The organism is Cedecea sp. NFIX57, assembly GCF_900177785.1.
GTDB classification, from domain to species: domain Bacteria; phylum Pseudomonadota; class Gammaproteobacteria; order Enterobacterales; family Enterobacteriaceae; genus Cedecea; species Cedecea neteri_C.
This window is the reverse complement of sequence record NZ_FXAS01000038.1, coordinates 1-17,811: the sequence shown is the minus strand read 5'-3', so window position 1 is coordinate 17,811 and position 17,811 is coordinate 1. Positions and strand designations below refer to the sequence as shown.

General features: G+C 48.5%; 21 protein-coding genes and 1 pseudogene. 16 read left to right on the top strand and 6 right to left on the bottom strand.

Annotation, left to right across the window (positions count from 1 at the left end):
- The first annotated feature begins 51 nt into the window (after positions 1–51).
- The 3 genes from B9Y90_RS22315 (at position 52) to B9Y90_RS22305 (ending at position 1,696) form a co-directional block, all read left to right on the top strand.
- Positions 52–309 carry a helix-turn-helix domain-containing protein gene (locus tag B9Y90_RS22315; RefSeq protein ID WP_085542642.1) on the top strand — a complete coding sequence of 86 codons (258 nt, stop codon included), beginning with the start codon at positions 52–54 and terminating at the stop codon, positions 307–309.
- 133 nt (positions 310–442) lie between these two features.
- Entirely contained in the window at positions 443–814 is a 372-nt protein-coding gene (locus B9Y90_RS22310) for a hypothetical protein (RefSeq protein WP_085542641.1), read from the top strand.
- Between the two features lie 267 nt (positions 815–1,081).
- Positions 1,082–1,696, top strand: coding sequence for a phosphorothioated DNA-binding restriction endonuclease (locus tag B9Y90_RS22305; RefSeq protein WP_085542665.1), 615 nt, complete (start codon positions 1,082–1,084; stop codon positions 1,694–1,696).
- A gap of 38 nt (positions 1,697–1,734) precedes the next feature.
- Here B9Y90_RS22305 and B9Y90_RS22300 read toward each other — a convergent pair whose 3' ends face one another.
- Positions 1,735–1,908, bottom strand: coding sequence for a glycogen synthesis protein GlgS (locus B9Y90_RS22300; protein ID WP_085542640.1), 174 nt, complete (start codon positions 1,906–1,908; stop codon positions 1,735–1,737).
- Positions 1,909–2,120: 212 nt separating this feature from the next.
- Here B9Y90_RS22300 and B9Y90_RS22295 point away from each other — a divergent pair, with 212 nt between their 5' ends.
- The 4 genes from B9Y90_RS22295 to B9Y90_RS22280 all read left to right on the top strand — a co-directional run bounded on the left by B9Y90_RS22295 (position 2,121) and on the right by B9Y90_RS22280 (position 4,788).
- Complete coding sequence (locus B9Y90_RS22295) at positions 2,121–2,411, top strand: hypothetical protein (RefSeq protein WP_085542639.1); 291 nt, start codon at positions 2,121–2,123, stop codon at positions 2,409–2,411.
- Between the two features lie 66 nt (positions 2,412–2,477).
- A complete protein-coding gene (locus B9Y90_RS22290) occupies positions 2,478–3,383 on the top strand; it encodes an ArdC family protein (RefSeq protein ID WP_085542638.1) in 906 nt (301 codons plus the stop codon).
- A 65-nt stretch (positions 3,384–3,448) separates the two neighbouring features.
- A complete protein-coding gene (locus B9Y90_RS22285) occupies positions 3,449–3,820 on the top strand; it encodes a hypothetical protein (RefSeq protein WP_009652327.1) in 372 nt (123 codons plus the stop codon).
- 293 nt (positions 3,821–4,113) lie between these two features.
- Complete coding sequence (locus tag B9Y90_RS22280) at positions 4,114–4,788, top strand: RES family NAD+ phosphorylase (RefSeq protein ID WP_085542637.1); 675 nt, start codon at positions 4,114–4,116, stop codon at positions 4,786–4,788.
- A 30-nt stretch (positions 4,789–4,818) separates the two neighbouring features.
- On the opposite strand, the gene B9Y90_RS22275 is transcribed toward B9Y90_RS22280, so the two are convergent.
- Positions 4,819–5,481 (bottom strand): hypothetical protein, encoded by a 663-nt coding sequence (locus B9Y90_RS22275; protein ID WP_085542636.1) that lies wholly within the window; start codon positions 5,479–5,481, stop codon positions 4,819–4,821.
- A gap of 232 nt (positions 5,482–5,713) precedes the next feature.
- Between B9Y90_RS22275 and mobH the strand changes: the two genes are divergently transcribed.
- Positions 5,714–7,300: a MobH family relaxase gene (gene mobH, locus B9Y90_RS22270; RefSeq protein WP_085542635.1), complete on the top strand. Its 1,587-nt coding sequence runs from the start codon at positions 5,714–5,716 to the stop codon at positions 7,298–7,300.
- A gap of 9 nt (positions 7,301–7,309) precedes the next feature.
- Here mobH and B9Y90_RS22265 read toward each other — a convergent pair whose 3' ends face one another.
- Positions 7,310–8,011, bottom strand: coding sequence for an HNH endonuclease (locus B9Y90_RS22265; RefSeq protein WP_085542634.1), 702 nt, complete (start codon positions 8,009–8,011; stop codon positions 7,310–7,312).
- Between the two features lie 111 nt (positions 8,012–8,122).
- Entirely contained in the window at positions 8,123–8,389 is a 267-nt protein-coding gene (locus tag B9Y90_RS22260) for a hypothetical protein (RefSeq protein ID WP_085542633.1), read from the bottom strand.
- 336 nt (positions 8,390–8,725) lie between these two features.
- On the opposite strand from B9Y90_RS22260, the gene fic reads away from it, so the two are divergent.
- The gene (gene fic, locus B9Y90_RS22255; RefSeq protein WP_085542632.1) at positions 8,726–9,802 is read left to right on the top strand and encodes a protein adenylyltransferase Fic; all 1,077 of its coding nucleotides are present in this window, start codon (positions 8,726–8,728) and stop codon (positions 9,800–9,802) included.
- Between the two features lie 544 nt (positions 9,803–10,346).
- Here fic and B9Y90_RS22250 read toward each other — a convergent pair.
- Positions 10,347–10,751 (bottom strand): hypothetical protein, encoded by a 405-nt coding sequence (locus tag B9Y90_RS22250; protein ID WP_085542631.1) that lies wholly within the window; start codon positions 10,749–10,751, stop codon positions 10,347–10,349.
- A gap of 163 nt (positions 10,752–10,914) precedes the next feature.
- On the opposite strand from B9Y90_RS22250, the gene B9Y90_RS22245 reads away from it, so the two are divergent.
- The 5 genes from B9Y90_RS22245 to dcm all read left to right on the top strand — a co-directional run bounded on the left by B9Y90_RS22245 (position 10,915) and on the right by dcm (position 15,507).
- Positions 10,915–11,388, top strand: coding sequence for a PAAR domain-containing protein (locus tag B9Y90_RS22245; RefSeq protein ID WP_085542630.1), 474 nt, complete (start codon positions 10,915–10,917; stop codon positions 11,386–11,388).
- A complete protein-coding gene (locus B9Y90_RS22240; RefSeq protein WP_085542629.1) occupies positions 11,388–12,785 on the top strand; it encodes a PAAR domain-containing protein in 1,398 nt (465 codons plus the stop codon). The genes B9Y90_RS22245 and B9Y90_RS22240 overlap by 1 nt, the downstream gene beginning before the upstream one ends.
- Positions 12,782–13,180 carry a hypothetical protein gene (locus tag B9Y90_RS22235; protein WP_085542628.1) on the top strand — a complete coding sequence of 133 codons (399 nt, stop codon included), beginning with the start codon at positions 12,782–12,784 and terminating at the stop codon, positions 13,178–13,180. The genes B9Y90_RS22240 and B9Y90_RS22235 overlap by 4 nt, the downstream gene beginning before the upstream one ends.
- A gap of 294 nt (positions 13,181–13,474) precedes the next feature.
- A complete protein-coding gene (locus B9Y90_RS22230) occupies positions 13,475–14,194 on the top strand; it encodes an Eco47II family restriction endonuclease (RefSeq protein ID WP_085542627.1) in 720 nt (239 codons plus the stop codon).
- A gap of 80 nt (positions 14,195–14,274) precedes the next feature.
- Positions 14,275–15,507 carry a DNA (cytosine-5-)-methyltransferase gene (gene dcm / locus B9Y90_RS22225; RefSeq protein ID WP_085542626.1) on the top strand — a complete coding sequence of 411 codons (1,233 nt, stop codon included), beginning with the start codon at positions 14,275–14,277 and terminating at the stop codon, positions 15,505–15,507.
- Positions 15,508–15,610: 103 nt separating this feature from the next.
- Here the strand turns inward: dcm and B9Y90_RS22220 are convergent.
- A protein-coding gene (locus B9Y90_RS22220; RefSeq protein ID WP_139827461.1) for an IS3 family transposase occupies positions 15,611–16,784 on the bottom strand; the annotation gives its coding sequence in 2 pieces (ribosomal slippage) (positions 15,611–16,517 and positions 16,516–16,784; 1,176 coding nt in all).
- An 80-nt stretch (positions 16,785–16,864) separates the two neighbouring features.
- Between B9Y90_RS22220 and B9Y90_RS22215 the strand changes: the two genes are divergently transcribed.
- Both B9Y90_RS22215 and B9Y90_RS22210 read left to right on the top strand, forming a co-directional pair.
- Complete coding sequence (locus tag B9Y90_RS22215; RefSeq protein ID WP_085542625.1) at positions 16,865–17,110, top strand: ogr/Delta-like zinc finger family protein; 246 nt, start codon at positions 16,865–16,867, stop codon at positions 17,108–17,110.
- A 15-nt stretch (positions 17,111–17,125) separates the two neighbouring features.
- Positions 17,126–17,637, top strand: a pseudogene (locus B9Y90_RS22210) (phage polarity suppression protein).
- Positions 17,638–17,811 lie beyond the last annotated feature (174 nt).

The following is a 17,811-nucleotide window of genomic DNA, read 5'->3' as shown; positions in this document are numbered from 1 at the left end:
AATTTGTAACATTGTCTATCATTTGGGCAATTGGGCAATGAGGTGCGTGGAATGTTTATTGATACTGAAAAAAAATGGCACAGAAAGGACATTCTGGCTGCGGTGCAAAAGAAAAAAAAATCACTTTCAGCATTATCGAGAGATAATGGTCTGAGTTCAGGAACTCTTGGGAACGCATTATACCGTCCTTGGGCTAAGGGGGAGAAAATAATAGCTGATTTTATATGTGTCTCTCCAGAAGAAATTTGGCCGGAAAGATACTTTAAAACCAATGGAGTCAGAAAAAAAAGAAAGGCAATAAACAGCTAGAGATTTTATACCAAAAAGTAAATCTGATTTGTCAGTATTTTCTTGGGCTTTGATATCAACAACCTTTTTTGTAATGGTGAGTAGTATTTCATCGCGAAATCCCTTTTCCTGAATTACTGGTGCTGGTGTCATTATGCATAATCTGATTTTTGTATTGAGTGTGCCTGGTTTTTGTATATTTGGATTGATTGTTGCTCTGGTTTACTTGAGGTATCAACTCAGAAGAGTTCAGCATGAACTTGATGAGATGATTATTGCAAAAAAAACAATTGAACATAACTACGATGTACTTATTGATGAGTTAATGGAACCTTCTGGCGGTATTATGGGAGGGGTAAATAGTATCCGAAATTTGACTCAATATTTCTATTCATTACCTGATAATCCCGCAAAAAGTGCTGCCCAGAAAGAGATTCATTACATCGAAAATCAATTAAATCAGTTGTTACTCAGGGCTATCGGTCGTAAAGGTGTCTCTGCTGAGTATGGCAATTATAGGGGTTGATTCGTCATTTCTTCAGCGTTGATATTATACATAACTCACATAACTTGATGATATCTATGAAATAAATATTTCAACCTGACAATATTGAATTAACCCTGTTGTTGCCGTCGAAATCTGAAGAACCATGGGCCCCTTTCATCTCCGTATTGAGGATACCTGATACGCCTGAGCAGGAGGCCCTTTTCGGGTGGCTGGGGCACTGCCTGGTCATGAGGATGTCAGTTGTGACGCGTAACCCCCTCACTCTGCTCCATGTTGCCCGTGCAACTGATCGCTCCAGAAACGCGGCAATCCGCCGTCTCTAACGTCTCTGTCTGGCGTCAGGGTGGCGTATGCGCGCCGCATAAACTGTTATTACAGTTGTATGTACTGTTGCAGTACAAAATGGGCCATCCGCGCCTGTTCAACTACGGCCTGGAGATCCACGAACCGCTCACCCGCTTACTGAAAGAGTTTGGCCCAGAACGGCGCACCAATTACCCCAACATGCCGTTCTGGCGACTGCGGACAGACGGCTTCTGGGAGATCGTTCTTCGCACTTACCACTCACGTTGTGCGTTATGTGGTTACGATCTCAGACTTGATGGCGCGCCGGTTGGTATTGAGGCGGCGCATATTCACTGGAAAGCGTACGGTGGTCCATGCGTGGTAAACAATGGCCTGGCACTCTGTACGTTGCACCACGATGCGTTTGATAGGGGGGCGTTCGGGCTGGATGAGAGTATGACCATCCGCATCTCCGGCGGCGTCAGCCGCAGTCCGGTAGTAGACCATCTGTTCTGGCACCGGGACGGCCAGCCGTTATTCCTCCCTTATGACAAAACGCAGTGGCCTGCCGAACAGTATGTTGGCTGGCACCGTAAACAGATATTCAAAGCCTGAAAAATGGCAACGGGCCGTTAAGCCCGTTGTTCGTTACATCACCGCAATCCTATCACTCGCGCCCGCTCAGCCTGCTTTCGGTAGTAGTCGTATCGCTCCCGGAACCATGCTGGCTGTTCATCACTCATATTGCCGATCACGGCATCGATATCAACTGGCTGGCCCAGGGCGTGCATACGGGCAAAACTGCGCGCCAGTCTGCCTTTGTTCATATTTCAGGAACGACAAAACTCTTCGGCCCCGGTAAAGATTTTCCTCTCTCTTTTATCACGGTTTAAGCAAACACTACCGCCAGCCATGCAGTAAGTTCGCCATGTATCCGGAAGGCGCGAACGGCGCAGATGCGCAGGATACCCGTATCATTTCATCCCGCAGGGAAACGCCCTGCGAAGGGTGTTCCCTGTTCATTTACAGGAGAAACACCATGTCGCTTTTCGATAAAAAACCGTCGTTAATGCCGGTGATTATCGCCCCTGATGTCTGGCAATCCGCGGTGGAATTTCCCGCCGACCCGCAGCAGGTGGAAGAACGGCTGGGCAATCTGTTGCTCGCCGTACTGCTAACCCTGCGTACCGCCGGGACGTCCCGCAAGAAAGTCACCTTTACGATCTACTGCCAGCCGCCGCAGGGCGATATGAAAATCCCTGTCGCATTACCGCTGTCGCTCAACTATCACGGCCACTATGTGCAGGTCTCGATGGCTGAACAGGCATAACCCCTCCCCCCGCCGGAGTCGCTTCCGGATGGAGGCAGCTCCGGCTTCTTCCATGAGGATCGCACAATGGACAGAAGCAACGATATCTACCAGAAAGTCACCGACCAGATTATTGCTGAGCTGGAAAAAGGCAATGTGCCGTGGCTCCGCCCCTGGCGCGCTGGCGAACCACCGTTCCCAATCAATGCGTTATCCGGTAGACCTTATCACGGCATCAACGTGCCGCTGCTGTGGAACAGCGCGGATAAGCAGAGTTTCGCCAGCGACCGCTGGCTGACGTTCCATCAGGTCAGCGCGCTCGGTGGGCAGGTACGCCGTGGGGAGAAATCCTCTCTGGCGGTGTTGTATCTGCCACGCACGCAGGAAGAGACCGACGCTCTCAGCCAACCGTTGCTGGATAAAGACGGCGAGCCGAAGGTGCGGCATTTCGGGATCATTCGTGAATTTCGGCTATTTAACCTGTCGCAGTGCGACGGCCTGCCGCAGACGCTGTTGGAGCCGTTTATCCGGCCCGTAGAACCTGTGGAGATGGCCGAAGCCATCGCGATGAATAGCGGCGTGACGCTGCGCCATCGCTGCCAGTCGAAAGCGTATTACAAACCCGCGACCGACCTGATGATGATGCCGCACCCGCTGCAGTTTGAAAGCAACGAAGCGTACTACGCCACGCTGCTGCATGAACTGACGCACGCTACCGGACACGCTTCACGCCTCAACCGCCCCGGTATTGCCGGAGCAGAACGCACCGAAGCGCTCTATGCTGCTGAAGAGTTAGTGGCGGAGATGGGGAGCGCTTTCCTGTGCGCCCATTGCGGCATTCAGGGCAGGCTCCAGCACGCCAGATATATCAGCTACTGGCTGGATATCCTGCGCCAGGACAAGCGGGCGGTGATCCGCGCCAGCGGTATGGCGCGCCACGCCAGTGAATGGCTGCTCAACGCGGTACCACAACCCTGTCAGCTTAGCGCCTGACAGCCCACCCGCACGGGGAGCCTTCCCCGCCGGGAAGTTGCTCCCCTTTTTATGAGGATCAATGTATGGGACTCGATCTCTTCTTTTTCGAACGGGCAAAAAACGCGCCCGATGAAAGCCAGTACGCCAGAGTGGGTTATTTCCGCAAGGTGAACCCGCTACTCAAATGGGTGGATAAACATGTTGGGCTGGTGCGCAACCAGGTGTTGTTAGAAGTCACAAAAGCGCATTTGCAGGCGCTTCTGAGCGACCTGCAGAGCCTGACGCCGGATAACTGCGGCGCGGTTTATCCCACGATTGACGGCTTTTTCTATGGATATACCGATTATGGAGAACACTACTGGAAAGACGTTCGCGCCGTCACCCACTGGGTGAAAGAGACGCTGGAGACGTTTGATTTTGAGCGAGACAGGCTGATGTTTTATGCCTGGTGGTAAGTGGAATGGAGTGGCCGGTTTCGATCGGCCGCTTTTTTATGTTTCAGTAACAAATCACCGTAAGAAACTGGCAGTTCGTCGGTTATCAGACATAAATCTCTACCAGGGTTTATTATCGTTTTCGTGATACGTGTTTCAGAAAATGTGCCTTTCAATCATTGTAAGATGATCGCTGTCAGATATGATTATTTTCCAACCAATAAATTAAAATACCGTGTGAAATGTGGTTTGGGTAAATCCAATATCAACAGAGGCATAAGTATAACCATTGCGATTAGGGAGACGTTTCGCCTATGCCATATAAGGCAAACCAAAACGACGAGGCTAATCAATCTGCTGAAAACGCTGTTGATATTAAAACGGATAAGGCTGTAATCCATAAATTCAGCAACCTTCGTCAGCAAACACTAATCCGCTGCAGCAAAACGATTCCCGCCAACACAGAGGTATTCCGACTCCAACCCGGTGCGCATGGTGGAAGTAGCGTTTTTTTCAACCCTAACGGTGCAGATTACCGTTTTAGTCTGACAGACGGCGTACATGGCTCAATGTATTTGGCCTATGCACCAAAAACGTCGTTGAAAGAAGTGTTTCAGAACAAAGTATCCATGAAAGAATCGGACCTTGGAAATTATTATCTTGGCAAGATAGCCATCTTAAAAGACGTCAATGTTCCGCAAGTAAACAAGCTGGTCAGCCGCACATCGATAAAAATTCATGATGTAACAACCGGTTCCCGTAGCGTCACACAGTTTCTGGCGACCATTGTACATAATGCAGGATTCGACGGGATGGAATATCTGTCAAACGTAACCGGTGAAACATGTCTGGTACTCTGGCATACCGACCCTGCCGGGAAAGAGATGGCAATAACGCTGGAACAAACCTGCCTCAGCGACGTTGAGATTGAAGGTAAAGAAGCCGCTGACATCCTGACCTGGGATCTGGGTATATCGGTCGAACAGTAGCAGAAGGCGGGCAAACGCCCACCTTCATGATCATGCCGCATCCTGCGTACCATACACGCGAGCAAGCCGATGCAACTCCGCCATTAGCTCATCATCCGGATCCTCTTTGAGGATCTCAATAACGCTAAACGTACAGCCTGCTGGCGATAAACCTTTCAGCACCGTATTACGTTCCTCGACAAAGAAGGAATACTGTATTCTGTCACTGCAATTTTTGAGCTGCTTCAGTAACCCTGACAGACCTTTCAGTACGCCCCGATCCGAGATCCGTTCATCATCGGTAAACTGGAACGCCGGATAAAAAAACTCGCCATCGATTTCGACAGCAAGCAGTTGGCCACTGTCTTTCCAGTTTTTCACCGTGGTTTTTGTACGGCCTAAAACTTCAGCGGCTTTTGCTGAAGAATACACCCCACCATCCTGCTCCAGGCGAGCAAGAAACATGGCCTTACTATGGACACGACGAAGATGTCTTTTCTTTTCCTTTGTCAGATGATGCTCAGCGCGATTTGCCAGATATCCCAGAATGGCATCAACCGCAAAGAGCGCATCGGTTTGAGCCATACTCTCCTGGCGAACCTGAGTATTCCCTGCCCGAATATCATCCGCCAGTTCCTGAACAAAATTCTGGAGCCGGGCAGCAGAAGTCATATTGTCCTGGTAGATAGCGCGTTTTTCAGCCGTCGGATCCATACCACCCTCCTTTTCGATTTTACAAAAATAACATTACATCAAATCGAAAACCTGTGCAAATTTTCACCTTCAATAGCGCTCGACGCAACAACCTGTGCCACACAGAAAAAATGACAAACAACCTTTAACTATTCCCTGGTCGAAAAAAAGGCTACTGCACACAAAGGGCCAAAGGGAGACACTGCAAAGGAAGGGCGACAAGGGCAAAGGGGCCTGCCCGGAAAGGGGAAATATGCTGAAGTGGCTAAAAAGACCATCCCAGAGCCAGCCACCTGCGCCAGACGCTACGCTGCCGGAGGGTTGGTTTGCGCCACAATCCGCAGAGCGATTGCTGGCGACACCGTTACGCCAGTCCTGTCTGCAGCAGTTACGGCAACTGACCCCACTGCCGGACACCCTGTTTGATAGCTGGATCCTCACGGCGATTCATCGCTTCGCCGCACTGGTACAACTGCTGCCCGCCTCACAAAGTCATCACCATTCCATTCCCGGTGGGCTACTGGATCATTCGCTGGAGGTTGCCTGCAACGCCATCCGGCTGCGCCAGGGTTATCTGCTGCCACCGGAAGCGGGTGCGGAAGAACAGGCCCGACAGGCCAACGCATGGACGATCGCAGTGGTCTGCGCGGCATTGCTGCACGATACGGGAAAAATCGCCGTGGATATGGAGATTCATCAACGTGATGGCACCCGCTGGCATCCGTGGCAGGGTCATCTGGCACAGCCTTATCGCTGGCAGTACCAGAGCCACGGTCGCGACTGTCATCTGCATCCGGCGGCTGGCGCAATGTTGATTAATCAGTTGATACCCTCGCCATTACTGGACTGGCTGGCCGGATACCCGGCGGCTTTTGCGTCCCTGATTTATCAGCTCACCGGGCACTTCGAACGGGCTGGCGCGCTGGCGGAACTGGTACAGCAGGCCGATAAAGCCTCTGTCGCCCGATACCTCGGCGGCGATATTAAAACCACGCTGGCGCAAAGACCCTCTTCCTTTCCCCTGCAACTTCTCACCGCCTTACGCTCACTGGTACAGAACGAGTACCGGCTCAATAATCCCGAATGCGGATCCGATGGCTGGTTGACGGAGGATGCGCTGTGGCTTATCAGTAAAACCACCGCCGACCGGGTCCGCGCCTGGTTGCTCCAGCATGGCGTATCCAGTGTGCCGGAAAACAATAACCGCCTGTTTGACGAACTGCTGACACATCAGCTTATTGTTGCCAATGAGGATAAAGCGATCTGGCGCTGCATTATTCGATCTGATAAGGGCTGGTCGCCCGTTGAACCGCTGACGCTGCTGCGCCTGACACCATCTGCAATCTGGGAACAGGGAGAACAACGCCCCACCAGCTTTGCCGGTAGTGTGACACTGGTAAGTGAAGCCGAACCCGCCCCTGAATTTAGCACACCGACTCAACCGCTGCCGGAGATAGCAGACGACCCGAGGCTTGGTGACAATAACAACTTCCTGCAGTGGCTGAAGAACCACACCAGCCCTTCAGGCACGGTGAATACCCGGAACGGCAAGGTGCATGTGGTGGAAAACCACCTTTTTTTGATAACACCGGGGATCTTCAGGATATACGCAACAGAAACAACAGGTGATACCGGTGACGGCTGGAAACTGGCACAGCGAATGTTTCAGGAGTCAGGGCTGGCCCTGCGCTGTAATGATGACAGTTTTATCTGGACCTGCGAGGTTCGCGCGCCACAAAAAACGGGGCAGTTGAAAGGATTTCTGATAGAAGAGCCGGCGCAGGTGCTTGGAGAGAAAATGCCGGTGAATAACCCGTGGCTGAAATTGCTGCGCGAATAGCAACTTATATCAAAAGACTCTCTCTTCCACCGAGCTACAGCAAATGGGCTTTAAAACCCAGAGAGCCGAATGATATTCAATAATTGATTTCAATTCTTCAGGCGAAAAAGGCGGATTACGCCGATGTAACATTGCATGGCAATTAGGGCAGACGGGAATAAGATCTTTTTTGGGATCCAGAGAGTAATTCTCTTTGATGTCTGATAGCGGAACCAGGTGATGTATATGGATAAAACCTTTTGCTATCTCGCCATACACCTTCATCATATCAATACCACATACTTTGCACAGACAACCATGCCAGGCTAATGCGGCCTGCCGGGCCTTATGGTCGCGTTCATAGCGGTTAACCGTTACCTGCGTAGCTGCACCTTCAATAAATACGCCCTGCGGCGGTAGTTCATCAGGAAAAATGCTGATGGCAGGCTGCTCGTTACCCATATTTTTCTCAACGATCTGAAACCCTTGATCGGTAAGCAACTTGACGCATTTCGACTTGATACCACCGCTAAAATCTTCAGGGGAAAACTCAACGCCTGTCATATTTGAAGCAGCAATACCGACTATCGCTTTCGGTGGATAACCGCGCCCTTCAAAGACCACATCATACAGCCGGGACTCGCTGAACTGGTGGCGTACACCTTCATCACAGGCGCGCATAGCCGCAATAATGCATTCCCTGGAAAGCTGGTCTGGCAGTTTCTTCTTCATTTACAACTCATCATCCCTGAAACAACATTTGCTAACTCTTTATTTTATAGCATATTAATTTATCCGGTGATAAACAGCACTCTTCAATCTCGCATTACCGGGATACGGGCATCAGTGCAGCGGCAGAGTAACGTAGCGGCAAAGAAACCGCGCCTCATGCTGATTGTCCAGCTGTACCTGAAAGATATCGTGTGCATCCTGCACAGATGCATCTTCGCGCCACGCCAGCAGACCCTGTTGGTTCATGCGGATAATAATCTGATCGGGGGTTTCGCCCTGATTCAATGCTTCTACCACCTGTTGCAGGGGAAGCGGTAGCGTCTGAGCAGGCCACATCACTTCAACGCTTACGAGCTGGCGGTGTGTCCGGGGTAACATCGGTAGTTTCCTCCATGAATAGAATTTCACGGTTAATTAGCCATGAAATAGGGGCATCTTTCACAATTGCAAGTTTTGCCGAGAGACCCATTTAAAGGTCGATGCGTCTCAGGTAGTGAAGTCTCTTCCCAGGCAAATCCAGATAGTCTCTACCAAGTGTCTGAGAATATGTCGATAAAAATCATTTTTTAAACATATAGCTAAAACATGTTTATGCTATCGACACGTTGCGGCGATATGTCGATAAAACACGATTTTTTAAACATAATACCGTGACATGTTTTTAGCATCCGCATATGATGTCTATATGTCGATGAAATCGGTTTTTATAAACAGATGAACTGGAATCCTGAAGCTCCTTACAACGATCTGCCAAAACTGCCGCCTGATCTGCAGCAGATTGAAACACGCAATGTACTAAAAGCGTGTATAAATGCGCGCGCGGCAATTGCAGAGCTGAAAACAGCGGGTGAGTTGATCCCCGATCAGGGATTGTTGATTAACATTCTCCCGATGCTGGAAGCGAAAGATTCCTCACGCATTGAGAACATCGTAACGACCAGCGATCAGCTCTTTCAGTATGCTGATCGTGCAGACGGAGCAGATCCAGCAACCAAAGAAGCATTGCGCTATCGTACGGCGCTTTATGATGGTTATACCCATCTTGAGACGTATCCACTTTGCACAAACACCGCAATCGCTATCTGCACCAAATTACGCGCAGTACAGACCGATATCAGGAAAACACCGGGCACGGCACTGCGCGATCAGAATAACAGCGTGGTGTATACGCCACCGGTGGGGGAAGATACTATCCGTAACTTATTGGCGAACTGGGAACAGTTCATACATGGCGATGATGATTTAGATCCATTGGTGAAAATGGCTATTGCGCACTATCAGTTTGAGTGTATCCATCCTTTTCCGGATGGGAATGGGCGAACAGGTCGTATCCTGAATATTCTTTACCTGATTCAAAATGAATTGCTTTCACTGCCTATCTTGTACCTGTCACGCTTTATCCTGGAAAGACGTAGTGATTACTACACGCTATTGCGTAAGGTAACAAAGGAAGGAGACTGGGAATCGTGGATTTTATTTATGCTGGAGGCCATAGAAAACACGTCCCGATGGACGACTGACAAGATTGCAGTCGTTCGGGCATCGATGGCAGAAACGACCGAGTATGTACGTGAGAAGCTGCCAAAAATTTATACCTATGAACTCATCCAGGTGCTCTATGCGCAACCGTATTGCCGGATCGATAACCTTGTTGAACGAGGTATCGCTAAACGCCAGACGGCATCAGCGTATCTCAAACAGTTAGTAGATATAGGCGTGCTGGAAGAAATGAGCGTTGGTCGTGAAAAGCTGTTTATCAACACCAGGTTGGTGCAGGAATTGAATCAGTAAAGCGTATTAATTAATGTTAACTCAGATTTTTTCCAGAAATAATGATGATCTTAGCAAAACCTGAAATTAATGGTGATGTGATACCTGAAGCGGGCGTGATTAATATCTTATTGTATTAATAATCAGTTTTTCAGTCAAAGCTAAGTCAATTAGATTGACAACTATATTAACATTAGATGATATATGAATAAAGTCCATAGAGATTTTTATTCTAAGAACCAATAAGAGTTTCATATAAAAGCAGTTCCTTTCAAAGCTGCTTTTTACACTTAGTTTTTGGGGAGTTTCCTTAAAATATCTTCAATCCCTGATTTCTATACCTAACCGAACCATAGCGAAAGATTTCAACGTGTCCACCAACACCGGGGAGCGTATCAAGACAGAACAAGTCGCGCAGTAGTAACAACATCTCGGCGGGACTTTCTGCAGCTCATCCAGCCACGAGCGCCGCTGATATTTGGGGATGACCCGGCGTGGAAGACGGGAGTCTTCGATCATAGCGTTAATCAGTTCTCGCAATGGCGAGATTGGCCTTTATCAACAATCACGTTGAAAAACGGCAGTTTTTGCAAAACCAGTAGGCTCTATAAGTCTGACCCGCTGGAAACAAAACCATGTGCGTTTTTATCTGATTGACCTCATAGCATTTCGGACAAAATGCAGTTTCATCCCCCTCTTTCCAGTACAGCCCATGTTTGAAGGTGAAAGTTGATTTATCTTTTAAACTCCCCTCAAGATCTTTGATCTTTTGCTCGGCATCGAACAAAAGTGTCTGCATTGTCACGGCTTCGATTTTGGCGTTAGCAAGTTCGACCATCAGATTAGCTAACTCAAGTTTTAGCGTTGCCTTGTCCAGCTCATCGCTATTATTTGCCAGCTTCTGAGTGATGCTAACCGCTTTATCGAGAATCCCTACTGCCGACGCTGTGCCTGCCAATACACCTGCCATAACATCCCCTGCCTGAGATTTATTGAAGATTAACGCTCACCACTTTACCGGATAACCTTCTGTTACGAAACGCAGTTTCGCTTAAGTCTAATACTTGTTGTGCATGTAGCTATTGCTTGTAAAATGACCACCGCGATGTTTTCCATAACAAGCAGAGGGACTTATGCAGCAATACGCCAACGAGCTAACCGACGAAATAATAAAATCATGCTCTCAACCACCATTCACACCAGAAGAGATCGCCACATTTGACGAAAGCACACAGCAGGAAGTGTTAAATCTGATCGCACGATTAGCCACCTGCCCCGTCAAACTAATATTCAGAATAGCAACAGTAGGAAGTCTTACCCGTAACGGTGGCGTTCTTCGAAAAGCATCTGGTAAGAGCACTGCCGGGGGATTTCAGGTTGCGCGAGTTGGCGATAAAGTTGTGTATGCTGACGGCAGTGAAGCCACGATCATTTCCGGTGCTGGCAAGGCACGAGTTATGCAGGGCGCATCCGCTGCGCTGGTTGGAAGTATGCTTGATAATGACGATGAAATAATCTCAACACCACAATCCAGCAATAGACTTGTATTTCGTGAGGGTGACTCTCTCCCGGAAGGATTCCTGACCATGCCAGGGAGTAAGCACTAATGGGTGCCAGGGGTAACTACCTGTTCAGGGGTGATAAGACTGTTTGCGGCGGAAAAATCCTTGAAGGATTTACTGATCACCAGTTTTTCGATAAAGACATGGCGTGCGAAGGTCATAAAGTTACCTGCGGCAAACATCCAGGCCATTACCGTATTTGCGGCGGGCTTGAAGACGACGACATACATGGTAAAAGGATTGCCGGAACGCTACACAGCTATAGCTCCTGTCCCTGCAAATCGAAATTCGTTCCTTCAAACTGGGATGATTATTACGAGCTTGGTGGAGAACCAACAGTAACGCACACTGATCTATCCCACCTCGTCGAGATGCCTGTACTTCCGGGGCCAATCGATTCGCCGGAGCCAGAACAACACGCTCAAACCGCGAAAAAGAAAACTGGCATTGACGCAGGTTTCGCCATTCTCCCTTACAGCGGCACAACAGAAGCCTGGCAACGTCTGCTATTCACCGAAAACCCACCCGCGGGAGCAAAGGAGCTATTCGCCACGCTGAACGGCCCGGATGAAAGATACAAAGCAGGTTCTATTATGCTGCTGGTTGATCCTGAGAAGCAGGACGACGAACAGATCGCCCACATGAAAGCCGCGAAAGCAAGAGTTGATGCAGCGTTAGAACCGTTGACCATCCAGGAAGCCAACTTCCTCCATAAAAATAAAGATACGATTGACCTCTTCACTTCTCGCGCCAGTACGACTACCGGGATTGCCTCCGAAGCTGCGGGGAAATACTTTGAGAAGATCGAAAGTGTTCTGACCAGGATTCAACAGGCATACAAAAATCAGTACATCACCAGCGGATCGTTGATCAGTGAACAGTTTTATGTGCAGAGACGCCAGCTATTCGGCGAACTCGATAACATTCTTACCGATTTCACCCGCCACAAACTCGCATTGCAAGACTACCCGGACATTAAGCGGGCGTTGGGGCTTTCAACCAGTTCTATCACTCATCGCTGGAACCAGACCGGAGTTGCTGACATTGAGGGATACGCCACTTTCATCGAGAAAGCCACAAAGTATGTGAAAATGATGAAAACAGCGGGTTATGTTGGCATCGCTCTTGATGGCGTGAACAGGCTGGATAAGATTTATGAAGCCTGCACAGTCGGGTCAGACTGCGAGAAAACGGCGTATACCGAAGTCGGGAGTTTTACCGTGGGCTTAGGTAGCGGAATGGCTGCTGGCGCTCTTGTCTCTGGTTCTGTTTCTACCTCAGTCTGCTCAGTAGTCTTGGGCGCATTAACTATTGAAGCTGCTGGCGCAGGAATGTTGGCTTGCGGTGTAATCTTCACTGGCGCTGCTGGTTATGCTGGGGGAGAAGCAGGAGGTAAATTTGGCGAGATGGCTGGCGAAAAAGTTTATGAGGTAACAAAGTGACAGTTTCAACTTTCGACGTCCTCATTATTGGTACAGGGGTAACTATATTGCTGTCTGCTGTTGTTATGGTCGTGCTTTCCATCTTGAACAAAAAGCGTTTCCTTGAGGTATGTCGTTTGTACGAAAGAGAATTTGGTTCTTTGCCACTTGCTGCCGCAGTACTAAAAGACGCTGATTTACTTGGTTTCACCGCCGGGTACTCCACAAAAATGGACTTCATTATCCATCCTTTGGTCTTTCGAAAAAAATCTATCCAGAGCAAAAATGATGATGTGGATTTTATACGGAGATTACCCGCTAACATTAGATACTGGTTTATTGCCGAGTTCATGTGTTCAGTGGTTGGTTTTATTGCCCTACTTATCGGTTGCCTCTGTCTTTACCTCGATAAATGATTGTCACGAAGTTCGTAGTGAAACCTCGTAATCACCCCCTATCCTTGTAACATATTGATATTGATCGAATCCTTAGCGCAAGCCATTCAAAGCCCGCCGCAGCAAACATCCGCCCTTTCTATCATTTAAATGCTTATTGATCGTTCTCATCTATGTCCGTAGTCGTTATGATGGGGACACTTGCTCCAATGATGTTTTTGAGAGCTGCTGCGTAATTAGCCATAACAGCAATAGTTCCAAAAGGTTACTACGCAAACAAGTCATTGAATTATAAAGAACGATGGAGAGAAAACCATGGCACTACTTGAATATATCAGTGATGAAGACCTTTTTAACGAAGTTGAAACCTTATTAACTAAAGCTAAAAAGAAAAAAGACGCCGCTGAGAAGACTTTTAACAGCAATGTGATTGACCCTTTTGGTGCGCTTTTTGAAGCTCCGGGTTTCTCATCCCATGAAGAGTGGCGAAACTCCGAACTTGCACGGCAACGTCAGAAGACCATTCAGAATCATGTTGGTACGTTTCACCAAAAAATCCTCGGCCATGTTGATGGATGGCAGGACATGGGAATCGGGGGTATCGTTGATCTCCTCAACGAAGAGAGAAGAATCATTGCTGAGGTGAAAAATAAATACTCAACGGTTACTGGCGGGGACTTAGCTGACAAGTATAAAGGCTTAGATGAACTGGTATCACCTAAACATAGCCGATTTAAGGATTACTGCGCTTACTTTGTTAATATAATCCCTCGCAAGCCTGTTAGGTCTGATATCCCTTTTACCCCCTCCAATAAAGGCAGCGGTACTCTGTGCCCTTCAAATCCTAACATCCGAATCATTGACGGCGCGAGCTTCTATGAGCTTGTCACGGGCAGACCGGATGCTCTGCAAGAACTTTATAGTGCTCTTCCTCACGCAATTGAGTATGTTTTGAACGAGCGTCTCGGACAGAAAGGCTTCTCCATCCCTGATAAAGATAGCTTTATTAAGTATTTTGGTCTCGCTTACGACTGATAACCATGATCAATGTTTGACAACGCCTATGTAAACCCATACAGTAGTAACCATGACTAATGTTGGCATGGTTACTAAGTATGTTAAAGGAAGAGTTTTCACTTTCAGAAGTTGCAGACATTTTGGGTGTGTCAAAAGAAACTTTAAGGCGTTGGGACACTGCTGGAAAATTAGTTTCTCAACGAAATGACGAGAACAACTATCGTTTTTATAGAAAAGATCAACTTAAACATTTTGAACAGGCTCAGTTTTTATTCAAAAGCCAGTGGTCTGATGAGTCTAAAACCTGTAATAACATTTATACTGTATTAGAATTATTTGCTGGCGCAGGGGGTATGGCTTTAGGTTTGGAAAAAGCAGGTTTGAAATCTGTTTTACTAAATGAAATTGATTCCCATGCTTGTAAGACGTTACGAAAAAATAGACCTGAATGGAATGTGGTTGAAGGCGATGTGAGCAAAGTTGACTTCACCCCTTATAGGGATACCGTTGACGTACTGGCTGGCGGTTTCCCTTGCCAAGCATTCTCTTATGCAGGCAAAAAACTTGGTTTTGAAGATACACGAGGCACCCTTTTCTTTGAGTTCGCCAGAGCCGTTAAAGAAATCAATCCAAAAGTTCTTTTAGCAGAGAATGTACGGGGATTGCTAAATCATGATGATGGGCGAACTTTAGAAACAATAAAAAATATTATCACAGACCTGGGTTACACTTTATTTGAGCCTAGGGTACTTAAGGCTATTTTCTACAAAGTGCCACAAAAACGCGAGCGTTTGATTATAGTGGCTGTAAGAAATGATCTTGCTAATGGCATCGAATATGAGTGGCCTTCTTCTTACAATAAAATATTAACACTTAAAGATGCTTTAAAAAAGGGAGAGCTGTACGATAGCGACGTGCCAGAGTCTGAAGGACAAAAGTATCCTAAAAGAAAAGCCGAGATTCTAAGCATGGTTCCTCCTGGTGGCTACTGGAGAGATCTTCCAGAGGATATTCAAAAAGAATACATGCTCAAGAGTTTTTACTTAGGCGGTGGCAAAACTGGTATGGCTCGTCGCTTATCGTGGGATGAACCAAGCCTAACTTTAACATGTGCCCCAGCGCAGAAACAAACAGAGCGTTGCCACCCGGAAGAAACACGACCATTAACAGTGCGTGAGTACGCAAGAATACAGACCTTCCCCGATGGCTGGGTATTTGAAGGCCCAATGTCAGCAAAATATAAGCAAATAGGGAATGCGGTTCCTGTTAATCTGTCATTTGCCGTTGGCAAATCAGTTGTACATCTGTTAGAAAAAATAAATAAAAGATAACCATACAGGGTAGGTTTCATGACCTACCCTTTTATTCTTACTCTATGTTGGATGCGTAAGATTTATTCCTAAATAATTCTTAAAACGGTAGAATGTGAAGTGGTCAAGCAAAACTGGCCACGGCTTTAGAGTTTTTCCAAAACAATCGCTCTGATTCATTCGGCGTCAGACCACCATTGTATTGATGAGGTCTTAGCTGGCTGTAATAACCTGTGATGTAATTCGTTATCGCTATGCTGGCTTCGCTAAAATTAGCGTATCCATTACCCGGTACCCACTCAGTCTTCAAGCTTCTGAAGAACCGTTCCATTGGACTATTATCCCAGCAATTTCCCCGACGACTCAGGCTTTGCTTTATCTGATATCTCCACAGTAACTGCCTGAAATTCCTGCTGGTATAGTGGCTTCCTTGATCCGAGTGATACAGCAAATTAGCCGGCTTTCCTCGTGCTTCCCAGGCCATCGACAGTGCTTTTGCTGTCAGGACAGAGTCCGGGAAAAATGACATCGCCCGGCCAACCGGTTTACGGGAAAACAGATCAAGCACGACAGCTAAATAAGCCCAGCGTTTACCTGTCCAGATACAGGTCACGTCGCCGCACCACGCCTGATTAGGCTCTGTTACAGCAAACTGGCGCCCCAGATAATTGGGGATCTCGACGTGTTCCCTGGACGCTTTCTTATATTGATGGCCCGGATGCTGACAACTAATGAGATTAAGTTCTTTCATTAGCTTTGTTGCCCGCCAGCGGCTCAGTTTTACGCCTTTCGTGGTGACCATCATGGCGATATTACGTGCACCTGCGGAGCCATTACTTTCGCGATAGCTTTCACGGACAAGACTGAGCAAGGTCACACGTGTGGCATCAGGCTTCTTTGGCTGCCGCCAGTATTTGTAGCTGCTGCGATGAACCCCAAACACGTTGCACACAACGGCAACAGGAAACCGCGCGCTGAGTTTCTCAACTAATGAGAACTGTTCAGGGAGTCTGACATCAAGAGCGCGGTAGCCTTTTTAATATATCTCTTTCCATTTCAACGCGTTGAAGCCTCTTCTTGAGTTCGCGCATTTCAATCTGCTCAGGCGTCATGGGTGAAGCTACAGGTGATTTTCCCGCTCGCTCTTCTTTCAACTGCCGGACCCACTTATCCATCGTTGATTTGCCGACATTCATTGCCATGGCAGCAGCGGCAACGGTGTAGTGCTGATCGAGTACAAGCTGGGCAGCTTCGAGGCGAAACTCGGGGCTAAAATTACGTCTGTTACGTCCGGTCATCATGTCACCTGTTTTGGCTATGAGGCGATGATATCACCTCTATTCAGGTGGCCAAATTTACTGTGCCACTACACAAGAGCATGATGCGCTGCCCGTACTGCAAAAAGGCTGCCCATGTGCGCACCAGTCGTTACCTGTCGGATAACGTCAAACAGAGCTATCTCCAGTGCGTGAATGTGTTCTGCTCGGCCACGTTCCGCACCATCGAATCCATTGACGAGGTGATACGCCCTCCGGCAGAGACCGTCCCGCCTGAGCCAGCTCCGGCTGCCGCTGTGCCACCCCGTCGCGTGCTGGACTGCGCCCGATCGTCACTGCGCCACTGATTCAGGAGAACAGGTATGAACCGTACACCACTGGAGCAGGCCTTTGAGGTCTGCCAGAAAAGCAAAACCGCCTGGCTGAATGCCAAAGCCGGGCTGGCACAGGCAGAGATGGCACTCCGGGAGCGGGAGCTCACCGGCAGCCCCCCGGAGCCGGAGGAAATACAGGCGCTGCGCGATGCCGCCGACCTGAAAAAACGGGAGGTGAGTCAGTCTGCCGGATGTTACATCCGCGACCATGAAGCAGTGCAGCGAATCAGCGTCCGTCGCCAGCTCCACGCCTTTATGCAGAAGAACGGCACGGCGCTGGCCGTTGCCCTGGCACCCGAGCTGATGCACCTCAGCGAACTGCCGGAAAGGGTCAGGGATGCGCCCTCGACCGCGCTGCCGCCAGTATCCGCGAAGCCTTATCCGTTCATCTGGCAAGCGGGGTTGACGTGCATTATGCGGAGGACGATCGGGATATTCTGACGGCCATCGGGTTCCGGCCTGACAGGGCATCCCGGACAGATAATCAGGCCAGACACTGAGCCCGGTTTTCATGCAGCAACAGGCCGCGCAGAACAGCAAAAAATCCGCATAAAACGCCCCGAAAATCCGCTTTTATTTAGTAAAAATCCGCCTTCATAGAAGGCGGCATTGCTTTGGCGCCCCATAGGGGCGTACTAAGCTCCAACCCGTAGGGTCTTCGCTTCACATTCCAT